This is a genomic window from Pedobacter sp. 05T44 (assembly GCF_056395985.1).
This window is the reverse complement of record NZ_JBFTKO010000010.1, coordinates 34,417-54,545: the sequence shown is the minus strand read 5'-3', so window position 1 is coordinate 54,545 and position 20,129 is coordinate 34,417. Positions and strand designations below refer to the sequence as shown.

Genomic DNA, 20,129 nt, shown 5'->3' with positions numbered 1-20,129 from the left:
TAATATTCCAAATATGAGAATATAAAGTTTATTGTGGCCAGATATTGTTTGTTTTTATTAAACAAATGACCTCTGGCTATGTTATTAGAAGAGTTAAATTTTAAATATATACGATTATGCCATACATTAAAAAGAACGCCGAGAACAGTTCATCAGTTAATATATTTTTTGAAGATTTAGGTACAGGTAAACCTGTAGTTTTGATCCACGGATGGCCGGTATCTCATGAGATGTGGGAATATCAAGTAAATACCCTGGTAAACGCAGGATATAGATGTATAGCATACGACAGACGTGGTTTTGGTCAATCAGACAGACCATGGCATAATTATGATTATGATACACTTGCAGCCGATTTACACGAGGTAATTACAGCACTAAACCTAAACGATGTTACCCTTGTAGGGTTTTCGATGGGTGGTGGCGAAGTGGTTAGGTATTTAGGTAAATATGGATCATCTAGAGTTACTAAAGCTGTATTGATTAGTTCTGTAGTTCCCTTGCTTTTGAAAACAGAAGACCATGAAGAGGGTGTTCCCCGTGAAGTATTCGATGGTATGATTGCAGGCCTGCAAAATGACCGACCTGCTTTTTTAACAGAATTTGGGCGACAATTTTTTAGTGTAGACGGGCAGAACAAACCAGTTAGCCAGGAAATTCAAAACTGGATGCATCAACTTGCAATTGTTGCCAGTCCTAGAGCTACCACTGAATGTGTTCGTTCCTTCTCTGAAACTAATTTTAGAACAGATTTAAGTGTAATCACCATTCCTGTATTGATTATTCACGGTAATGATGATAAAATTGTACCTATTAACATTACCAGTGATGTAACTTCTTCACTATTGCCCAACTCAGAATATCATGTTATTGAAGGTGCATCACATGGCGTATTCCTTACCCATAAAGATGAGGTCAATAAATTGCTGCTTAATTTTCTGTAAAAATATGTGGCGCTCTGTCCTACTGTTTAATCGCAATTTGCCTTTTTTATAGAGATGGGAATATTAATTGAAGGTGAAGAAAAGATTAAATGTAAATAATAAGGCTAGGAATCAGCTTACTATGCGATTTCTGGATATATTATTTGCAGAATATATATCGTAATCCTATATTTGCACCACTTTAAACGGAAACGCTTTAGAGGAAAGTTCCAAATAAGAACTTTGATTCCGTAGCTCAGCTGGTAGAGCATTACACTTTTAATGTAGTGGTCCTGGGTTCGAATCCCAGCGGGATCACAATCGAAATTATCAATGCCCTGTTACTTAAATAGTTGCAGGGCATTGTTGTTTACAGGTACAACATAGGTAAAACATTCACTAAACTACTTTTTTTAGCTTCTGAGTTTTATCGAAAATATTCATGGCTTTATCCAGTTCTTCGTTCAATATTCTCGCGTAAACTTCTGTATGTTTTACCGAGGCGTGACCCATCAATTTTGAAACGTATTCAATTCGCATTCCTTTCTGCAGAGCTCTTACCGCCCAGCTATGTCTGGCTGTATGGAAGGATATCTTTTTGTTAATGCCTGCGAGAATGCCAATTTTGCGGAGACTTTTATTTGTGAAGGCGGTCGCTGATGAAATTGCATTGAAAAGTTTCAGTTTATCAGTTTCATCAGTAGCTATATTAAGCAACGGGAAGATGAATGATTCCGGATCAAGAGTGTCACTCTTACGCTGATAGGTTTTGTAAAACTGAAGTATATCGAGTGACTTTTTAAGTAGTTTGATACTCAGATCCTCTTTGGTCTTTTTGACCTGGAAGTAGAGGTGTTTTCCATTGAAATTCTTCCAGCGCATCATTAGCAGATCGGAGATCCGGACGCCTCCGGAGTATGCACTGAAAACGTAAAGGTTTCGATGATGGTTGATGATGGAACCATGCTCCAAATCCAGGCTTTCAATTCTCTCCAGCTCGTCATCTAGGAGAAATTCTCTGAAGGTCTTTTGTCCTTTCAGTTTGATCTTATTGAATGGATTTTTCTCTGCCGGCATCAGCTCTTCGTCAATTGCATCACTAATCATTTTCCTGACCACTTTCAGGTTGGAATGCACAGTATTGTTGTGATTCTTTAGTTCCTCAATCAGGAACTGCTGGAAGTCTCTTATAAACTTGACATTGATCTCATCAAAGAACAGCTTGTCTCGTTTTGTAAATTTTTTCAGTTTGCCAAGTATGCCATTGAACCGCCTAATCGTTCCAATACTCAACTCTTCTGATAGTGCCTTACTCCTATTCGACATGAACTCAAAAAAGTCAGCTGGAGGGCTCCCAATGATCCTGGACTTGATATCATAAGCAGTAATGAATTTGGATTTGGTTTCCATCTCCAGAGAGATAGCTTCTGCTTCTGCTTCTTTGGAAGAAATGAAACTGTTTATTTGAGTAGCATTCTTTGCACCTGGTTTTACTTTACCTGTTTTCTCATTCCAGTCTTTTGGATTGATGTAGACATCGAGAGCGATGTACTTTGATTTTCTGTTTTTGGTTAGACGTAGATAGATCGGCACCTGGCCGTTCTTATTGATTTTATCCAGTCTGGGATAGACTTTTACTGATGCCATAGATATACTTGAATTTTAATTCAAGTATAAAAATTTAGCTACTTATCTTGTTAAGGGTCATCTGCCTATAGGTTGACCAAAAGTCAACTTATTCAAGTATGGTACAGAGGTTGCACTAAAAAAGTCTACACGCTATTACCATGTAGACTTTTACTAATCAGTCTTATCCCATGCCGTCAAATTGGGCGATTGATGTATCAAAAGTAGACTTGGCCATTTCCTCCAACGGAAGTTTGCGAATAACTTCTGAAAGCACCTCTACCCCCCAAGGTCCTTTATATCCTTTGGATTGTATTGCTTTTATAAACCCGCGAATATCAAGGGTGCCTTGTCCAGGCAGTTTCCGTTTATGGATAGTGTCCTGCCAAAGCGGATCTATTGGATATCTATCCGCATCATCCAATTCTACTGCACCGATAAACTCCAATGGGATTTTTTCAATCTCACTAAAGGCTATACCGCCGCGACTCAAATGCCACACATCTAAAAGCAATCCACCATTAGGGTGGTTTGCACCCTGTACAATCTCAAGAGCTGTATCTATTGAGTTTACGTTACTAAATGGCATGATCTCCAATACAATAGTGGTACCTGCATCTGCCGCCTCCTGACTTATTTTAGCAAACTCCTCGGACATTAACGGGATATTGATATCGTCCCTAAAAAGACCCGGTGCAATCTTTATATTTCTTGCCCCCAAGGTTTCCGCCGCATGGAGAAGTTCCTGTCTCATTTTATCGGATGTTCTGCGGGCTTCCCCCGTTTCGAACCAATTGTCCAAAAACTCAAACTCCAAATGTTTGATACCGTTTGTTTCTAGGATAGTTTTCATTTCTGAAAAGCCAATCTTATCTATGGTAGCCATCAGATCAGCATGTACCAATCCTATTCCCTTGTAGCCAACTTTAGAAGCTGCTTCAACCCGGAACCTAAAATCAAACGGACTGATCTCAGTCGGACCAAAGGGATGTATGTCTCCAGCTATGGTAAAATAAGCTGCCAATAATTCTATCTCTTTCATTTCTATAAATTTTATAAAGCAAAGTTCCTTCTTGAAACCTGAAAATTAAGGTATATTTGTTTCAATTATCAGTATAATTAATAGATGAAAATCCTAAAACAGTTTGAGCCACTAAGTATTGAGCACGAGGAAAATTTAAGTGAAAGCTGTTCCCGCCATACGCATAACCATTTTGAAATCGTGTACATCAATAATGGAAAGGGCAGTCATTTATATAATGAGAACACATTGGCATATGAAAGTGGTGACCTGTTTTTAATCGCTCCGGGAGACGAGCATTTTTTTGAAATTAATGAGGTCACCACCTTTACCTATATCAAATTTAATGAAGCTTATTTTAATTCGAACAGACACCTTGCTCCCGACGAGTACTATTCCAGTACGCCAGAAGCCATAATGAAACTGCGCTTCCTAAAGGAAGTTAAAATAGAAATGGGCAGTCTTCATTCCGGGATCCTCAAAAACCTTATAAATAGCTTACTTGCCTACGATAAGGTGAAAAATGTTGCTTATTCAGCTGTTGTTTTTTATTTGCTGCTGGGAATCTTCGGCATTATAAAAGAATCGATGCCAGTAGAGGCAATTATGGTTATAAATAATGACCCTAACAACGAACAGATTTTATCCTACCTCCATGAGAATATCTATTGTAGGGAAATGATAACAGTAAAGGCGGTTGCTTCACATTTCAACATTTCAATTAGATATTTCAGCAACTATTTTAAAAGAAACTTTGGAATAGCTTATCAGGAATACCTTGACAATTACCGGATCAAGCTCATCGAAAAGAGAATAGCTATTGGAGGGCTCAAATTGAAACAGATTGCAGATGAGTTTGGATTTACCGATGTCAGTCATTTATCAAAGGTTTTTAAAAAGCTGACCGGGGTAAACCCAACTGACTACAGAATAGCTAACACTCACAAATAATTAAAGCTAATATAACTTATCTTTAGCCGCAGTGGCAATGTAAAGACATTTCAGGCAACTTGTACTCGTTTTATGATCTTCGTCAATATAACTGCTGATCTTTAACCGATCGCGGAATACCTTCTTTTTCTATCGTAACATACAATGATGTAATTGCATATTTCCATTATCGCCTGTGCCCTGGTCTGAACTTTTGATCGGACCATCACAGTTTTCAGTATTTAAAGAAGCTTACCGCAATCGCATTGTCCTGTCATTTCCTGTTTCTTCTCATAAGGGCGGTCCCTTTTGTTATTCTTAAATAAAAACTTCAAAAAATCCTATCCTTAAAATGTATCACGTCTTCCCTGATTTGTATAACGGGCAGCTAAACTCATCCCCTAATTTTGTCTTATAATTAAATACATAAAATTATGAGCAATCTTAAAAAAACAATAGCAGTGATCGGAGCAACAGGCTCACAAGGTTCGGGTGTGGTTAATACCCTTGTACAGGAAGGTACTTTCAATGTAAGAGCAACAACCCGTGATCCCGAAAATTATTCGGGCAAGGCAAGTGAGGTAGTTTACGCTGATTTAACTGATTTGGAGTCATTAAAGGAAGCGTTTAAGGATGTTTATGGCGTATTTGTAGTAACCAACTATTGGGGAGGTGCAGACGAAATTGGCCAGGGCAAAAATGCAGTGGAAGCAGCAAAAGCAGCCGGAGTAGAGCATTTCGTATGGTCAACACTTCCTGACGTTGAATCAATAAGCAACGGTGAATTTGATGTTCCTTTCTTTACAAATAAATCAAAGCTAGATGATACAGTAAAGAATGCAGGATTTAAGTATACATCTTTTGTAGAAGCTCCATTCTATTTCCAAAATCTCGCCGCTTGGCTTGCACCACAGCCGCAGCAAGACGGCACAACCGGTTGGACGCTACCGCTCGATCCGACAAAACAGGTAGTCCATTGGTCAGACATCAACGATATGGGAAAAGTTGTGGCTGGTGCATTTTTGCAGCCTGAAAAAGCAGGCAATGGCAATTACCTTACCTTGGCAACAGAGCTGTACAGCTTTGACGATATTATCGCAGTTTATAAAAAGCACGGCAATACGTATAGCTATGCGCAAGTCCCGGGTGCAGTGTTCTCCAGTCTAATGGAAGGAGGAAAGGGAGTAACGGATATGTTTGGATTTTGTGAAAAATACACCTATATGGGGCCAGGTTCAGCGGCACGAATTGAATTTGCCAAAGAAATTGCCACCAGTGAATATGTATCATTTGACGAATGGTTAAATCAAAATAAGTAGTAAAATAAGATATCAATCAGTAAACAATAATTACCAGTTAAAATGAATCAGAATAAAAAAGTACTGCTTATCAATACCCATCTAAATTATCCCAATTTTAGTGAAGGAGTACTCAATGAATCCCTTCAGACTATTGCCAAGGTTTTTTTTGAGGCCAACGGGTTTGAAGTTTTGGAAACGAAAGTAGAAAATGGTTATGATGCAAACGAAGAGGTTGAAAAACATTTAGTGGCAGATATTATCATTTTGCAGACTCCTATCAACTGGTTTGGGGCTCCCTGGATTTATAAAAAATATGCCGACGATGTCTTTAACAGTGGCAGAGAAAATTTCAGATTTTTGAACGGAGACGGAAGAACCAGAGCAGATTTAACAAAGCAATATGGAACTGGTGGAAACTTACAGCAGAAGAAATTTATGGTATCTGCTACCTGGAATGCACCAAAGGCAAGTTTTGACGATCCAGCACAGTATCTTTTTGAAGGCAGAAGTACTGCTGACGTATTAATAGCTATTACAGCCAATTACCGATTTTGTGGTGCTGAAGTTGTGCCCGATTATAATTGTTTTGATATATTTAAAGATGGGAACGTAAAAAGTGATCTGGAAAAATATCCGCTTTATCTTAAAACCGCCTTTAATCTTTAGTAACATATAAATGTTACAAGAAACTGCCTGTAAAATGGCTTTGATTATATTTTATATGATTGGTCTATTACTTTAACAAAATCGTAGCACATCCAATACATCATTAAAACTTCAGTATTTACTGGGGTTTTATTTTTTTTAAAGGCGTATCCTTAAAATGTATCGTATCTCCCTTGTTTTGTATAACTGGCAAATTAACCCATCTCCTAATTTTGTTTTATAATTTAAATATGTGAAATTATGAAACAAACAATTGTAGTAATTGGGGCAACAGGCTCACAAGGTAAGGGTGTGGTAAATACACTTGTAGAGGAAGGATCTTTCAATGTAAGAGCAACAACCCGTAATCCTGAAAAATATTCAGGCAAGGCACATGAAACAGTTTTTGCAGATTTGGACGATTTACAGTCATTAAAAGTTGCCTTTAAGAATGCCTATGGTGTATTTGTGGTTACCGACTATTGGGCAGGTGCAGACGAAATTACCCAAGGAAAAAATGCCGTGGAAGCAGCTAAGGAAGCAGGGGTGCAGCATTTTGTCTGGTCAACACTTCCTGATGTAGGAGTAATCAGTAACGGTGAATTTGAGGTTCCACATTTCTCAAATAAATCAAAGGTAGATGATGTGGTGAAAAATGCAGGGTTCAAATACACTACATTTGTTGAAGCTCCATTCTATTTTCAAAACCTTATAGGTCCGCTTGCACCGCAGAAAAAAGAAGACGGCACAACTGGTTGGATGCTGTCACTTGACCCTACAAAAGAAGTAATCCATTGGTCAGATATCAACGATATGGGAAAAGTTGTGGCTGGTGCATTTTTGCAGCCTGAAAAAGCTGGCAATGGCAATTACCTTGCGCTTGCAACGGAACTGTACAGCTTTAACAATATTCTCGAAGCCTATAAAAGACAAGGTAAGGAATACACCTATACAGTAATCCCTGGTGAAGTATTTGCAACTGTATCTAACAGAACAAAGGAATTGAAAGAACTGTTCGGATATTGGGAAAAATACACCTACATGGGACCTGATTCAGCGTCAAGGATTGACTTGGCAAAAGAAATTGCTACCGGTGAATATGTAAGATTTGACGAATGGTTAAATCAAAATAAATAGAATTCGCGGGCGAAAAGTAAAATAAGCTTATAGCGTGGAATGTCATCGAAGTTGTGCACGCTCTGCGGAATGTGCTTTCCGTGTGGAAATTTATTAAAGAATAACATTAAAGAATAATAGGAGAAAAATTCAATGGATATTAGTCAGGCTAAAACGCGAGTGCTTGTTCTAGGCTCCAGTGGGCAAGTAGGTAAGAAACTGCTCTCTCACTTAGAAGGGAGCTCAAACCTTAACGTCAGGACGACTTCCCGCAGATTGGAAGAGGTTCAACGTAGGCGTGCAGAGGGGCAAGATATCGTTCACCTTGATCTGGACGATCCTCGAACTTTCGGCGCTGCGCTGGCTGGTGTAGATCGAATATTTCTTCTGACCGGATACACAGTTGCCATGCTTACACAGAGCAAGACACTGTTGGATGCAGCACGGAAAGCCGGCGTTGAGTATATAGTGCATCTGGGTGTGTTTGGAGAATGGGATTGCACGAGCCCAGCCTTCGCCTGGCATCAACTGGTTGAGGCTTATATCAAAGCTAGCGGAATGGCCTGGACATTCCTGCATCCAAATACGTTTATGGAAAACATACTCACCCTATACCTAAAGGGTGATACCCTCACCACTTATTGGAACGAGCACCGGATGGGTTGGGTGGCCGCAGCGGATGTTGCTCTAGTTGCGGCTACCGCGCTTCGGGAGGGGCCGGCCAGGCACGCTGGGAAAGACTATTGGTTAAGTAGCGATGTTGCCACAGGCGCTGAGCTCTCCATACTTCTAAGCGACATCCTGGATAAAGAAATTACTCCCAACCACCTTGGCCCTGCGGAATTTCAGGCTGTTTTCACGTCGGCAAGTATCCCGGTAGAGACCTGGTATGCGGATGGCGGCGTCGAGGTCATGCGTCAGGTGGTGGATGGGCGGATGGGCTATATCGGAAGCGTTCGAAATGATGTTCCGCATGTAACCGGACAGCAAGCCATGACCCTTAAGCAATGGATTCTGAAGCATCGGCAGGAGCTGATTTCGGGTATTGGGCAGTAGCTGTCTGATTACGGCACATCATTGGCCTAAGACAGCGCGTTATAGATTTTAGCCTTAAGGTCGCCTGTACCGCTACCTCGCAGAAGGGTTGGCAAGAGCAGGTTCGAATTGGATGCGTTGATCGACCCTCTGACTGGGGCAGGACTTAATTGATCATAGCCGAAGGATGACGGTGGCTTGGACGAAATGAAAGGACGTGAGTAACTGCTTGTCTTCCGGTTACACCTGCCAGAGATATTCGTCATTTAAACTATAAAGAAATATAAACTGACTCAGTTGATTAGACAACAAAATTCTTGCTGTCAATCAGCTTGACCCTGATTAACTTAAAGCGCTTGGAGCCATTATTAAACTTAAGGGGTGGGCCATTAAATACCCGGACAGACAATGGTTTTCGATAAAAATCCATTGTCTGTTTAATAAGTAGGTATCTGATATTAGACCAATTAATATCCCTTTCAGATAAAGAATCATTGGAAAAAGGGAATCTTAAATTTATCATTGAAAAATAATTGTAAATTTCAGTAGATTAAACATGAAACATTTTAAGACTATAACCGAGATGTATAAAACAAACGGATTTCCTCCACCGGAAAATCCATTGCTTGGTGTTCTAACATTTGAAGACATAAAAGGCTGCAATTTTGTTTATTCGGAATTCACACTGGGTTTTTATAAGATTGCTTTAAAAAAGATGAAATCTGGCACGCTTATGTACGGAAAGACCAAGTATGATAGCGATACCGGTTCTATGTTTTTTATGAAACCCGATCAGATCATACAGATGAATGACATTGAATTAGAAGATAACGGATTCATCATCTTTATAGATGAAGATTATTTGATCAATCATCCACTTCATGCAACAATTAAAAAATACGGCTACTTCGATTACGAGGCTAATGAGGCACTACATCTATCCCCTAAAGAAGAAGAAACCATTTGGAATCTCTTTAATAAAATACGTGAGGAATATTATAACAACCAGGATAATCTCAGTAGAGAGATAATGATTGGCTATATTGAGTCCATTCTGAAATATTCGTCAAGATTTTATAATCGGCAGTTCTTGAACCGGACTATTCTGTCTGGCACAATAATTTCTAAGTTTACAGAAATCCTAAATGCATATTTTGAGAGCGGAAACCTTCAAAAGCATGGATTGCCAACGGTAAAATATATGGCATCTCAGTTATCATTGTCGGCAGGATATCTTAGCGATCTATTGAAACAGGAAACCGGCAGGACTGCCATAGACCACATTCATTTAGCACTAATCATCGAGGCAAAAAACATATTGATGAGTACGGACAACACTGTAGCAGAAACTGCATTTCAACTTGGTTTTGAAAATCCCCCTTATTTTTCACGCTTATTTAAAAAAGCTGTTGGGATTACCCCTACTGAATATAGAAATCAGTTCTTGAATTAGTCAAATATTAATACATTTAGTTACTGATTTTTTCTAAAAATCTTGGTAGAGATTCTTTTAGAGGTTTGGAAAACTGGAATCAGCATAATAAAATTGACGATAGCCTTGGCCAAATCCTACTAAATGATTATATTTGTATCACACAAAAAGTTCTTTAAAACACATCAAAACAGGTCAAATAAAATGGTGCCCCATTCAGGACCCCAATTTTAAAACCCTTTGAAATAACGCCATTTAACCGGATTTTATCGATATAAAGTGATTCCAGCGGGATCACAAAGAACAACACAAAAACCTGCAAGTTAGATTATTGCAGGTTTTTGTGTTTTAGTACCCTCCCCCTCCAAAAAAAAAAGAAACGGAATCCTATAGCTGCCTGGTTTTGGTTTGTATAACCAAAATAGATAAATGCCAAAAGTAGTATCATTGTTCTCACATCAAACACACATTAGGCACACTTTTTTCACAAAAAGGTACCTGTTTGTGGATTTGATGTGAAGGAGGTGTGAATAAGGGATCAATTCCAAAAAGTTACGCGAAATAAAAATATTGACAATCAGCGTTTTATTTGTCTTTCTCAAAACTATGGGTCCTTATATATTTTAGGGATACTAAAAGGCATAATTATTGAACCCACTTCATTACACACAAATAAACACATATGAAAAAAATAATTTTAATCTGCCTGGCGGTAATAGCTTTAGGCTGCAAGAGTATGTCATATCAAGAATCCTCAATTAAGATCGGCATGTCAGAAAATGAATTCAAACAAGCTAACCGCTCTGCGGAATTGATGTCACTCGATAATAATGGCACAAATATTTATCGTATTATCTCCAGAGGAGTAATTATCGCCAATGCTGAACCTTATTTATTCTTTTATTTCCACGACGGTAAGCTGACGCGTTTTGTGAAATCAGATCGTATAGACGACTATAAGTTTATTTGGTAAAGCAGAATATAAGCAAGGCGCAGTTGGAGTATCATCACAGCCAACCTAGGTTGGCTGCTATTCCTCTCTTTTAACGTTTTTAACAAGAAAGTAAACAGACATTACAAAAGTCAATATATATACAATAGCTAATGCTGGTTTTTCAAATTTCAAATTTTCAAAATCAAACTGTTTAAAAATAGTCCATCCTAAAATAATTGCTATAATTAGGAATAAGAATGATTGCCCTTTTTTAATGCTCATAAGTTTTAATGTCTAATTATTGTGTCTATTATTGCCCCAATCATTATTGCCGTCAATGCAAAAGTGATCATACCTAAAATGTAAGCAAAAAATGCTTTCACATAATTAATGGCTTTTCCTTTTTCATAAAATTGTCCAATTGCCCAAGTAGTATAAACAAACCCAACAATACCTGCAGTTTGCATTAGGTTAAAATGTGTTAAACCTTGAATAATTATGAAAACTGAATAAATCAACATTCCCATTCCAATCACAAAACACAGAAGGATTAAAATTTCAAAAATGTTTAATTTATATTTTCTGAAAAATAGCTTTGTCCATAATGCAATAAAAATACCCATGATTATATTCGCATAACCATAATGTCCCTGTATCCATTTAAAAATTGCACTCGTTGTAGATTTATGATCGTCTAAATAATTTACATAACCATCTTCAATATGGAAAAAGTTGCTAAATGTTGAATAAATAAGAGATGTAACAATAATGAAAATTATTGGCTTAACAAGTCGACTTCTGTTATCTGAAAGATAGTTTCTTACGTTCTGTCCTGGATTTGCTATAAGTTCTTTTATAGTGTATAGGATCCCACGTTCAAAATGCAAAACATGTTCAATTTCATGAATAATGTAGTGTCCATCAATTCTTTTAAGCTGACTAGGTTGTCCGCAGTTTGGACAGTATTTTGAAGTTAATTCGAGGTTGCAGGTTTTACAATTTGTCATTTGTTTTGTATGTCTGTATTTTGGCCGTTAGTGTGGTTTCATACCATTTTGGGATAGCTCTCTCTTAGCTATGCGAAAAATGTTTCTTGTAAAAATCCGCACAAAAAAAATCTCAAAAACTACACTTTAGTGTAGATTTGCTAATAAGCCCTAGTAGCTAATGAAAAGCAACATTAATTCAAGCCTGCTTACCAAGAATAAGGTTGAAAGAATATCAGATTACGACCATCTTCAACAGCAACATTATTTGGAAGTCGTAAAGTCTTTTGCAAGGTTAACATATGAGAGTATATATGTTATTGATTATGAAAAGATGGCGTTTGAATACGTTTCAGAAAACCCATTGTTTTTATGCGGGTATTCTTCTGAGGAAGTGTTGGAGATGGGTTATGATTTCTATTTTAAAAATGTTCCTGAAAGAGATTTGGAACTGCTAAACCTCATTAATGATGCAGGATTTGATTTCTATAAAAAACTGCCTGGTCACGCGAAAAAATCATATAGCATAACTTACGATTTCCATTTAGTTAATAAGGATGGTAAGCATATTCTCATCAATCATAAGCTTACCCCGTTGTTTTTGACAAGCGATGATCAGTTATGGAAAGCAATGTGCATCGTTTCTATTTCACATCATAAAAATGCAGGCAATGTTTGTATTCATAAACAAGGCACAGATGAAACCTGGGAATTAAATATAGAAAATAATGTTTGGCGTAAATCAGAGAAACCTAAACTCACAAAAAGGGAGATCGAGATATTGCGTTTGCATGCGCAAGGATTAACAATTAATCAAATTGCAGAAAAAATATTTGTTTCTGCTGACACAGTGAAGTATTATAGGAGACGGATTTTTGAGCGTTTAGGTGTGAGTAATATTGTTGAAGCCCTTTCTTACACTGTTAACAACAAGATTATTTAGCTTGTATAGGCTATAGATCTCATCTCTGTTTACTAGTTTTGCAGCCAAAATGAACAAACGGTGCGGAATGCCCTGAATGCCTTAAACAATTACAACAAACATAAATGGAAAAGAACGATTTTGTATCCATCTGGTTGGAAGAAAGCGGCAACCCTGCTATAGAAGAATTAACGCAGCTGAATCTGGACATTGCCAATAAAACAGCAAAAAAATTAGCAGATAAAGGCCTTTCGGCAAATGACCTTGCTGTCTCTCTTGACATCAATCCGGACGAAATCCAAAGGTGGCTGATGGGCAGGCATTCTTTCAGTATAAAAATAATAAAGGAAATCTCTGGTACACCTTTGTGAACTAAAACTAATTCCATTTAATATTAATAAGTTTGAGAATGAAGATGTTTATTGAAACCGAGCGACTTTATTTTAGAGAATTATTAGAAACTGATGTCGAAGGCATCTTTAGTTTAGATTCTGATCCCGAAGTGCATCAGCACCTCGGAAAAAATCCAATTAAAAATATTCAACAGGCTAAAGATGTTATAAAATTCATTAGACAACAATATGTTGACAACGGAGTGGGACGGCTAGCAATAATTGAAAAAGAATCGAGTGATTTTGTAGGTTGGGGCGGATTTAAATTAATCACTGATTTAACCAATGGCCATAAAGACTATCATGATCTAGGCTATAGATTTCTAAAGAAGCATTGGGGAAAAGGTTATGCGACTGAATCTTCAAAAGCAGCAGTAGAATATGGTTTTAACGAACTTAAACTTCCTTCAATTTATGCTATAGCTGATATAGATAATTTGCAATCCCAAAGAGTTCTAAAAAAATGCGGCTTTATAGAAAAAGAGATATTTAATTATGACCTTGTCCCCCATTACTGGTATGAACATCACAAATTGACTATGGAGCTGTTTTAAATTATGCGTATTCAATTATACGATATCATGACGAGCCTCCGGCCCTATGTCAAAGTGATATGTACTATGGATTGTGATGAAGGCACAGATATAAGTCATATACGAGTATTACCTGATACTTGTGTTGAGTTATTTGTGAATTACACCAGCACGCCAGTGGCAATCATTGGCGATGAACTGCACAAGCGTAGTATCGTTAGCTTTCGTATGAGCCGGCCCATGGATGTCCAGATGCGCAAAGGGGCAGGTTGCCTTGCTGTTTGTTTCCATCCTGGCATGGCATATAAGTTCTTTCAGATACCCATTCATACATTAGCCGACACTACAGCTGCCTTATCCGATATATGGAATAATCTGGCGGAAGAAATAGAAGATAATCTAGCCTGTGCCTGTAACAATGAAACACGTGTAGGCATACTGCAAAACTATTTGCTGCAACAATTAACCACAGCTAAAAACGATTTGCAGGTAGCCTATTGCCTGCAGCAGGCGCAATTTTCCGGTGGCTTGTTGTCTGTAAGTAAGCTTGCAAACGACGCTGGTGTCAGTCAGCGCCATCTTTCACGAAAATTTCTGCAATGTATTGGCCTATCACCCAAAGAATATTTGCGTGTGTACCGGTTCATACAATCACTTCACTATATAAAAAAATACCCAGCCCTCTCACTTACGGAAATTGCTTATAAAAGCGGTTACTATGACCAGGCTCATTTTAATCGTGATTATAAAACATATACTGGATATGCTCCTGGTAAATTCACTCATGCGCAACATATTATTCATTGATGTCCGTTTTGTACAATTTGAGTTAATTTAATCTTTGCAGTTTTGCAATACAAAAACATTAGCGATATGAGAAAATTAATATTAGGATTAGCAATAACACTGGATGGATATATTGAAGGACCTAACGGTGAATATGATTGGTGCTTTACGGACCAGGACTATGGCTTAAACGAATTCTTTGACCGCATAGATGCCATTTTTATTGGCCGTAAAAGTTACGAGATAGCGCAACAGTATGCCGATAGCAATAACGGAGAAATAGTTCCCGGAATGCCTGCAATGAAAGAATATGTATTTTCTAAAACATTGAAAACAGTAAAAGAAGGTGCCATACTTATATCTGACAATAGCATTACTGAAGCGCGAAGGATAAAAGAAGAACCAGGTAAAGATATATGGTTATATGGTGGTGCTGAACTTACCGATGCCCTGATGAAAGAAGGCCTTGTCGATGAATTATGGTTGTCAGTACATCCTATACTGCTTGGTGATGGTAAAACCCTGTTCCACAAAAAGGATAACCGAACCAAACTCACTCTTCTAAAAAGCAAGACTTATGAAAGTGGTTTGGTATCGCTCAATTACCGTATCAACAACGATCAATGGCCTCCGATGTGACGCCTGTAATCCAAAATGCAATTGCTTGTCTAAATGAGTTTTCATGAGCTTCATTATCAGAAGCCCAGGCGATAATTCCATCAGGGCGTATCAACACAACACTTAGGCCGAATTGTTCTTTCACTTGTCCAGATATAAAGTTGATTTGATTGCCATATTCAGTTGCCAAAGTTTTTATTAAAACATTCTTGTCAAAATCAAGAAGTGTCCAATGGCCATCCCGCATAAGCTCACCAATCGTAGTACCATCTTCGAACTCAAAGTTGGGAACGCTGTGCCCTACCAGCGGGTGGATTCCTCCTAAATGGTAATGTATGTTGATACCCCATACCCTTCCTGCAAAATAGGTGGCGCCCTCACGCGTGTTGATCAAATCGCGAAAAATTGCATTCAGCGCGCGAGCATGCGGGTCTGGTTTCATAATTGCAACCTGTGCGCGTGACCAATCCAAAACTTGTGCGCCAATTGGATGCCGTTCGGTATAATAAGTGTCTAGCAAACCATCTGTGGCTTTATCATTGATGGTTGCTGCAAGCTTCCAACCCAGGTTCATGGCATCGCCTAGCCCAAGGTTAAGCCCTTGTCCCCCTAACGGCGAATGGATGTGTGCAGCATCGCCAGCTAAAAGCACCCGCCTGTTGCGGTAGGTTGTGGTCTGCCGCGCCCGATCGGTCCAGGTGGTGGCAATATGGAGGGTGCTGATCGTTACATCGGTATTCGACACACGGCGCAACACTTCTTGAATATGTTCGAGCGTGATTGGATTTCCCGAGTGATGAAATGCTCCACCATCAAAATCCTGTATTAGTACATAGCCAGGCTGAGATTGCATATACATGCCTCTTGCAGTCACATTTCGGCCAGGGCTGAGCTTTTCCGGGTTAGCTATATCCGCTTTTACAGAATAACCGGTGAATTCCGGTTCTGTGCCTGCAAATTCAAAACCAGCAATCTTCCGGACAACGCTTCGACTCCCATCACAACCTACCAGCCATTTAGCTTTAAAAGATTGATCACCAGACTGAACCGCTACCTCATCCGCAGTTTGATTAAAGTCAGTAATGGCATGCCCGCGCCTGATTTGTACATTTAAAGATTCTGCACGGCGGGTTAAAACTGTTTCAATCTCCTGCATCTCAGAAATTAAATTAGTCTGGGTAGAGCAAGGTAAACGATACGCCCATTGTGAAGTGTCAACATTGACGGCAAGAAATGGAATACCAGCAAAGTGTCCTCCCTGCCTTTGTGCCCCTTCCTTTGCATTTTGATGTGGATTTTTAAGCTGTTTATGCAGCTCTAGCTCTTCAAGTAAACCACGGCGGTAAAGCGCTTCAATAGTAGGTGCTGAGAGTCCTCGTATCCCGAAAGGAAGTTGTTTCAATGGAGACTGCGGATTCTCCGCCTTTTCCAGTATCAGGACTGAACATTTGGCAAGTGCTAGTTCACAGGCAAGGAACAGACCTACAGGTCCTGCACCCGAAATGATGACATCGTAAATGGATTTATTTTGTGTTTTCATATGATTTATTTAAACACAAAATTCTGGAATGTTCCTGCGTTAGGCTTGTACAAACGCGACAAAATCACTGCCGACAGTCTGTTTTCCTTTCTTTGCCTTTCGTGCAAATACCCCTGGTGTAGTGCCACTGTAGCGCTTAAATTCCTTGCTAAGATGCGCTTGATCCGCGTAGCCGAGTTCCTGGGCCAAGCTGGCAAGGTTGGATTCCGGGTAATGCCATAACCGGTTTCGTACCTCCTCAAAACGCATCAGGCCAGACACGTCTTTAACTGTATGGCCAGAAGATTGCTTAAATCTCCTTTCCAATGTACGAACCGTTGCATGAGCCGCCGCCGCTACCTCGCTTACCAAAATAGCACCCTTTGCCTCTCTCATAGCAACTCCCGCTTTGAATAAGGTATTGTCGGGGCCAATCTGAGAGCGTTCATTTAAGAAATACTGTTTTACATGGGCTATCGCATCATCTATCCTATTGGCATGAATCAATTTATTCAAAGTCAACTGAAGCCGGGCTATCGGATGTTCAAATATGCGCAGCCCATCTTTACCGGATGGCAATCCAAGCAAATCGAAAACAGTCCATGGAAAGCACCTGATACCAATGATTTCCAAGCGGTTTTGTGTATTAAAAAGAACAGGTTGATTTAGCAGTCCCATCATAAACGGTGAGGGCAATGGCTGTAAACCATCATTATAAGAAATGCTATAAAGGTTTCCAAAATAAAAAATAATTTCAGCGTAGCCATCAGGCACTACCTCGAAACTCGATTCCAGTTCTCCAGATTCTTTTCTGTTGTACCAAAAGCACTTTATGATATCTTGTAGCTCTTCAGGAGGTTCAAATTCTTGATGGTGCATGGCAAGTAGTTGTTTTATTGCTGATCTGGATGATGAAGATGGATGTCCTGTTGAGGAAATGGTATTGCGATGCCATTGGCTTTAAAAGCTGCAACGATAGCTATAATCAGATCGCTCCTTGTAGCAGACGTATCTCCAATATGTTTTGTCCAGAAATATATCCGCAGATCGATTGAACTATTGCTGAACTGCTCGAATTGTACAACAGGACCCGGATTCTTGCTGATCCGCTGATCATTGTTTAAAATCTCCGTCAGTAACTGCCTGCACTTCTCCAGATCAGCATCGTAGGCAATGCCGATCAGGATCGATATGCGTTTACGGTTTCCGCCGAGCGACCAATTGATCAGATGAGCATTAAGCAAATCGCCATTGGGCATAACTACATCGGCGCCATCCCAGGTAGAAATTACACTGCTCCTGAACCCAATAGATTTCATTTTACCACCCTGGCCGTCAACATCAACAATATCTCCAACATTAACGGGCTTTTCAAATGCAATAATGAGTCCACTTACCAGGTTGTTAACTAAAGTTTGCAGACCAAAACCTATACCCACACCTAAAGCACCCAAAACGATGGTTATCCTATCAACAGGAATCCCTGCTGCTGCTACAGCCAAAAATAACCCGATGCACAGGATCGAAATACGCACCAGTAGCAACCAGCTCCCTATCCCCTGTCTCTCATTCTTATTTTCCTTATTATCTGGAAGATGTCCATCAGATGCAAAAAAAGAAACGATCTTGGACACAATAACTGCAATCGACATAATTGCAATAAATAATACCAGATTATTGATGCTGAAGGTATAATCACCAAGAGTGCGCTCCTGGGTAAAAAAGTTTTGAAAAGGCTTAAGTAGGTAATCAAATGCCGGGAAATTACGGCCAAGTAATATCGCCCAACCTACAGCCAGTAGTATATAGAATAACAAAGGAGCCCTTTTGCCTACCCTTTCAAAGTTGAGGTAAAAAAGCTTTTTATCCTGTCCTGAATATACATTAAATGCAAGAAAGAGCCCTTCATTAATAAGCCGCACTGTCCAAAGAAAAAGAATGGCAATAACCACGTTTAAAAATCCGCCAATGAACAGTGTTTTTGCCAAATTATACCTTCCAAACAAATTTGCCAGCGTGGATATTAGTTCAAGTAAGGCCATAAAAGCGATAGACCATACAATCCATTTCTCTCTAAGCTCTTCGCGATGCCCTTTTAATATTGTAATCAGGCCAACTATTACCCCAAGTATAGAAGTAATAAGCATACCCCATCGCTCTATTCTGGAGGCCTGTAGTATCAAATTACCCAAAGCAGCAATCAGAAAAACTACAACCATAATCAACCACACACGCATCCAGTATTTGCTTATATATTTTCTAAAAATAATGCTCAGACAAATGCAGGATATTGACCAAAAAATAACGTTTAAAATAAAAGGAGGCGATACAAAAAAGAACTGAAATAAACTTATAATAATTAACATAGCAGAGAGCAATGGATACCTGAGTACCAATTGGCCATCAAAATCAGTTTTTAGCAGATTATTTTCTAAATAAATATTTTTAAGTGAGCGCAGATAAATAAAAGAAGTAGCAATAAGTAAAACAAGCAATATTAATTTACCTGTATTGTTCCCCGCATAAAATGTAAGGGTCAATAATCCTTTTGTTTTTGAAAAATAAAGTATTTCTTCAAATGGCCGGTAATTACCAGGTGACTTCCAGAGGTTTCCAAACTCCCTTTTGTAGGTCTGCCCCGCCATGTCTTTCTGATAAGATTCAATTTCTTCTAAACTGCTTTCCAATTTAAAAGCCGTCATGTTTACCTGATTAAGTAAGTTCTGAATGTTATTGCTTGCCATCTTAAGTGAGGTATCGATGGGGCTAGTTTCATATGCAATAACTTTTATCTTTTGCAAATACTTCATCAGTGTTACTGAGTCTGCCGGAAATTTAAATAATGCGGGTACACTTAATAGTGAATCAAGCTGATACCGGAAATTGTTCAATTCCTGTTGACGGGCATCTAGCTTTAGTTTTCTGGCATTTACTTTATTTAGCAGTTGCGATAATATCTTTGAGGTAGCAGTTAGATTTCGGAATGTTTGTGATGATCCTCTGTCAGTAAAAATACCATCACCAGCCACAGCAAAATCTTCTTCGATCTTTTTAAGCTCGTTTTTTGTATCCGTCGTGTCTAATTTGCCATTTACATAGATCTTTGCTTTTTGCATGGTCCGTTGTATCTCGTCAAACGTTTTGATTTGAGCAATCGTTGCTTTATCGGCATCAAACTCATCAGCACTTTTTTTCGAAGAACGTTTTGCAAAAGCCTGCATTTTAGCTACAAAATCTAATTTTGAGCTGTCCTTTACAAGGGATTTATTAATTGAATCTTTCTTTTGAGCACGTAAGGCAATGCAGCTAAATAAGCAGATACAAACCAGTAGAAAGCAGCTTAGTTTTTTAGGGAGCATCATCTGACTAAGGATTAATGTTCAATATTACGCAAAAAACCATAATTATCC

20 protein-coding genes and 1 tRNA gene are annotated in these 20,129 nt (G+C 38.8%); 14 read left to right on the top strand and 7 right to left on the bottom strand.

What is annotated here, in order from left to right; all coding sequences use genetic code 11:
• Nucleotides 1-116: 116 nt before the first annotated feature.
• The gene (locus tag AC1DDK_RS16070) at nt 117-944 is read left to right on the top strand and encodes an alpha/beta fold hydrolase (protein WP_337716252.1); all 828 of its coding nucleotides are present in this window, start codon (nt 117-119) and stop codon (nt 942-944) included.
• A gap of 224 nt (nt 945-1,168) precedes the next feature.
• A tRNA-Lys gene (locus AC1DDK_RS16065) sits at nt 1,169-1,241 on the top strand.
• Nucleotides 1,242-1,322: 81 nt separating this feature from the next.
• Here the strand turns inward: AC1DDK_RS16065 and AC1DDK_RS16060 are convergent.
• Together AC1DDK_RS16060 and AC1DDK_RS16055 are read right to left on the bottom strand one after the other, a co-directional pair.
• Nucleotides 1,323-2,570, bottom strand: coding sequence for a site-specific integrase (locus AC1DDK_RS16060; protein WP_337716250.1), 1,248 nt, complete (start codon nt 2,568-2,570; stop codon nt 1,323-1,325).
• Nucleotides 2,571-2,733: 163 nt separating this feature from the next.
• Entirely contained in the window at nt 2,734-3,591 is an 858-nt protein-coding gene (locus tag AC1DDK_RS16055) for a sugar phosphate isomerase/epimerase family protein (protein ID WP_337716248.1), read from the bottom strand.
• An 84-nt stretch (nt 3,592-3,675) separates the two neighbouring features.
• On the opposite strand from AC1DDK_RS16055, the gene AC1DDK_RS16050 reads away from it, so the two are divergent.
• The 7 genes from AC1DDK_RS16050 to AC1DDK_RS16020 all read left to right on the top strand — a co-directional run bounded on the left by AC1DDK_RS16050 (nt 3,676) and on the right by AC1DDK_RS16020 (nt 11,002).
• Nucleotides 3,676-4,521, top strand: coding sequence for a helix-turn-helix domain-containing protein (locus AC1DDK_RS16050; protein ID WP_337716246.1), 846 nt, complete (start codon nt 3,676-3,678; stop codon nt 4,519-4,521).
• 413 nt (nt 4,522-4,934) lie between these two features.
• Entirely contained in the window at nt 4,935-5,819 is an 885-nt protein-coding gene (locus AC1DDK_RS16045) for an NmrA/HSCARG family protein (RefSeq protein ID WP_337716244.1), read from the top strand.
• Between the two features lie 42 nt (nt 5,820-5,861).
• Complete coding sequence (locus AC1DDK_RS16040) at nt 5,862-6,467, top strand: NAD(P)H-dependent oxidoreductase (RefSeq protein ID WP_337716242.1); 606 nt, start codon at nt 5,862-5,864, stop codon at nt 6,465-6,467.
• Nucleotides 6,468-6,707: 240 nt separating this feature from the next.
• Nucleotides 6,708-7,583, top strand: coding sequence for an NmrA/HSCARG family protein (locus tag AC1DDK_RS16035; RefSeq protein ID WP_337716240.1), 876 nt, complete (start codon nt 6,708-6,710; stop codon nt 7,581-7,583).
• A gap of 132 nt (nt 7,584-7,715) precedes the next feature.
• Complete coding sequence (locus tag AC1DDK_RS16030) at nt 7,716-8,618, top strand: NmrA family NAD(P)-binding protein (RefSeq protein WP_337716238.1); 903 nt, start codon at nt 7,716-7,718, stop codon at nt 8,616-8,618.
• Between the two features lie 535 nt (nt 8,619-9,153).
• Nucleotides 9,154-10,050, top strand: a complete 897-nt coding sequence (locus AC1DDK_RS16025) for a helix-turn-helix domain-containing protein (RefSeq protein WP_337716236.1) — start codon at nt 9,154-9,156, stop codon at nt 10,048-10,050.
• A 661-nt stretch (nt 10,051-10,711) separates the two neighbouring features.
• Nucleotides 10,712-11,002, top strand: a complete 291-nt coding sequence (locus AC1DDK_RS16020; RefSeq protein ID WP_216854484.1) for a hypothetical protein — start codon at nt 10,712-10,714, stop codon at nt 11,000-11,002.
• 57 nt (nt 11,003-11,059) lie between these two features.
• Here AC1DDK_RS16020 and AC1DDK_RS16015 read toward each other — a convergent pair whose 3' ends face one another.
• Both AC1DDK_RS16015 and AC1DDK_RS16010 read right to left on the bottom strand, forming a co-directional pair.
• On the bottom strand, nt 11,060-11,245 hold the full coding sequence (locus AC1DDK_RS16015) for a hypothetical protein (RefSeq protein WP_337716234.1): 186 nt from the start codon (nt 11,243-11,245) through the stop codon (nt 11,060-11,062).
• 5 nt (nt 11,246-11,250) lie between these two features.
• Nucleotides 11,251-11,970: a DUF3667 domain-containing protein gene (locus tag AC1DDK_RS16010; RefSeq protein ID WP_172662940.1), complete on the bottom strand. Its 720-nt coding sequence runs from the start codon at nt 11,968-11,970 to the stop codon at nt 11,251-11,253.
• Between the two features lie 160 nt (nt 11,971-12,130).
• Here AC1DDK_RS16010 and AC1DDK_RS16005 point away from each other — a divergent pair, with 160 nt between their 5' ends.
• The 5 genes from AC1DDK_RS16005 to AC1DDK_RS15985 all read left to right on the top strand — a co-directional run bounded on the left by AC1DDK_RS16005 (nt 12,131) and on the right by AC1DDK_RS15985 (nt 15,221).
• Complete coding sequence (locus AC1DDK_RS16005) at nt 12,131-12,892, top strand: response regulator transcription factor (RefSeq protein ID WP_172662939.1); 762 nt, start codon at nt 12,131-12,133, stop codon at nt 12,890-12,892.
• Between the two features lie 104 nt (nt 12,893-12,996).
• Nucleotides 12,997-13,242, top strand: coding sequence for a hypothetical protein (locus AC1DDK_RS16000; protein WP_172662938.1), 246 nt, complete (start codon nt 12,997-12,999; stop codon nt 13,240-13,242).
• Between the two features lie 38 nt (nt 13,243-13,280).
• Nucleotides 13,281-13,817: a GNAT family N-acetyltransferase gene (locus AC1DDK_RS15995; protein ID WP_172662937.1), complete on the top strand. Its 537-nt coding sequence runs from the start codon at nt 13,281-13,283 to the stop codon at nt 13,815-13,817.
• Between the two features lie 27 nt (nt 13,818-13,844).
• Nucleotides 13,845-14,603 (top strand): AraC family transcriptional regulator, encoded by a 759-nt coding sequence (locus tag AC1DDK_RS15990; protein ID WP_288879342.1) that lies wholly within the window; start codon nt 13,845-13,847, stop codon nt 14,601-14,603.
• 66 nt (nt 14,604-14,669) lie between these two features.
• Entirely contained in the window at nt 14,670-15,221 is a 552-nt protein-coding gene (locus AC1DDK_RS15985) for a dihydrofolate reductase family protein (RefSeq protein ID WP_337716230.1), read from the top strand.
• Here AC1DDK_RS15985 and AC1DDK_RS15980 read toward each other — a convergent pair.
• From AC1DDK_RS15980 to AC1DDK_RS15970, 3 genes are read right to left on the bottom strand one after another with little or no spacing between them, the layout of a single operon-like run.
• Complete coding sequence (locus AC1DDK_RS15980; RefSeq protein WP_288879341.1) at nt 15,193-16,740, bottom strand: FAD-dependent monooxygenase; 1,548 nt, start codon at nt 16,738-16,740, stop codon at nt 15,193-15,195. The genes AC1DDK_RS15985 and AC1DDK_RS15980 overlap by 29 nt on opposite strands.
• Before the next feature lie 39 nt (nt 16,741-16,779).
• A complete protein-coding gene (locus AC1DDK_RS15975) occupies nt 16,780-17,598 on the bottom strand; it encodes an AraC family transcriptional regulator (protein ID WP_288879340.1) in 819 nt (272 codons plus the stop codon).
• A 14-nt stretch (nt 17,599-17,612) separates the two neighbouring features.
• Nucleotides 17,613-20,081 (bottom strand): mechanosensitive ion channel domain-containing protein, encoded by a 2,469-nt coding sequence (locus AC1DDK_RS15970; protein WP_337716228.1) that lies wholly within the window; start codon nt 20,079-20,081, stop codon nt 17,613-17,615.
• Between the last annotated feature and the right edge of the window lie 48 nt (nt 20,082-20,129).

Excerpts from the sequence above, each read along its gene's own strand:
- AC1DDK_RS16070 (WP_337716252.1), top strand. The coding sequence starts at position 117 with ATGCCATACATTAAAAAGAACGCCGAGAACAGTTCATCAGTTAATATA.
- AC1DDK_RS16060 (WP_337716250.1), bottom strand. The coding sequence starts at position 2,570 with ATGGCATCAGTAAAAGTCTATCCCAGACTGGATAAAATCAATAAGAAC.
- AC1DDK_RS16055 (WP_337716248.1), bottom strand. The coding sequence starts at position 3,591 with ATGAAAGAGATAGAATTATTGGCAGCTTATTTTACCATAGCTGGAGAC.
- AC1DDK_RS16050 (WP_337716246.1), top strand. The coding sequence starts at position 3,676 with ATGAAAATCCTAAAACAGTTTGAGCCACTAAGTATTGAGCACGAGGAA.
- AC1DDK_RS16045 (WP_337716244.1), top strand. The coding sequence starts at position 4,935 with ATGAGCAATCTTAAAAAAACAATAGCAGTGATCGGAGCAACAGGCTCA.
- AC1DDK_RS16040 (WP_337716242.1), top strand. The coding sequence starts at position 5,862 with ATGAATCAGAATAAAAAAGTACTGCTTATCAATACCCATCTAAATTAT.
- AC1DDK_RS16035 (WP_337716240.1), top strand. The coding sequence starts at position 6,708 with ATGAAACAAACAATTGTAGTAATTGGGGCAACAGGCTCACAAGGTAAG.
- AC1DDK_RS16030 (WP_337716238.1), top strand. The coding sequence starts at position 7,716 with ATGGATATTAGTCAGGCTAAAACGCGAGTGCTTGTTCTAGGCTCCAGT.
- AC1DDK_RS16025 (WP_337716236.1), top strand. The coding sequence starts at position 9,154 with ATGAAACATTTTAAGACTATAACCGAGATGTATAAAACAAACGGATTT.
- AC1DDK_RS16020 (WP_216854484.1), top strand. The coding sequence starts at position 10,712 with ATGAAAAAAATAATTTTAATCTGCCTGGCGGTAATAGCTTTAGGCTGC.
- AC1DDK_RS16015 (WP_337716234.1), bottom strand. The coding sequence starts at position 11,245 with ATGAGCATTAAAAAAGGGCAATCATTCTTATTCCTAATTATAGCAATT.
- AC1DDK_RS16010 (WP_172662940.1), bottom strand. The coding sequence starts at position 11,970 with ATGACAAATTGTAAAACCTGCAACCTCGAATTAACTTCAAAATACTGT.
- AC1DDK_RS16005 (WP_172662939.1), top strand. The coding sequence starts at position 12,131 with ATGAAAAGCAACATTAATTCAAGCCTGCTTACCAAGAATAAGGTTGAA.
- AC1DDK_RS16000 (WP_172662938.1), top strand. The coding sequence starts at position 12,997 with ATGGAAAAGAACGATTTTGTATCCATCTGGTTGGAAGAAAGCGGCAAC.
- AC1DDK_RS15995 (WP_172662937.1), top strand. The coding sequence starts at position 13,281 with ATGAAGATGTTTATTGAAACCGAGCGACTTTATTTTAGAGAATTATTA.
- AC1DDK_RS15990 (WP_288879342.1), top strand. The coding sequence starts at position 13,845 with ATGACGAGCCTCCGGCCCTATGTCAAAGTGATATGTACTATGGATTGT.
- AC1DDK_RS15985 (WP_337716230.1), top strand. The coding sequence starts at position 14,670 with ATGAGAAAATTAATATTAGGATTAGCAATAACACTGGATGGATATATT.
- AC1DDK_RS15980 (WP_288879341.1), bottom strand. The coding sequence starts at position 16,740 with ATGAAAACACAAAATAAATCCATTTACGATGTCATCATTTCGGGTGCA.
- AC1DDK_RS15975 (WP_288879340.1), bottom strand. The coding sequence starts at position 17,598 with ATGCACCATCAAGAATTTGAACCTCCTGAAGAGCTACAAGATATCATA.
- AC1DDK_RS15970 (WP_337716228.1), bottom strand. The coding sequence starts at position 20,081 with ATGATGCTCCCTAAAAAACTAAGCTGCTTTCTACTGGTTTGTATCTGC.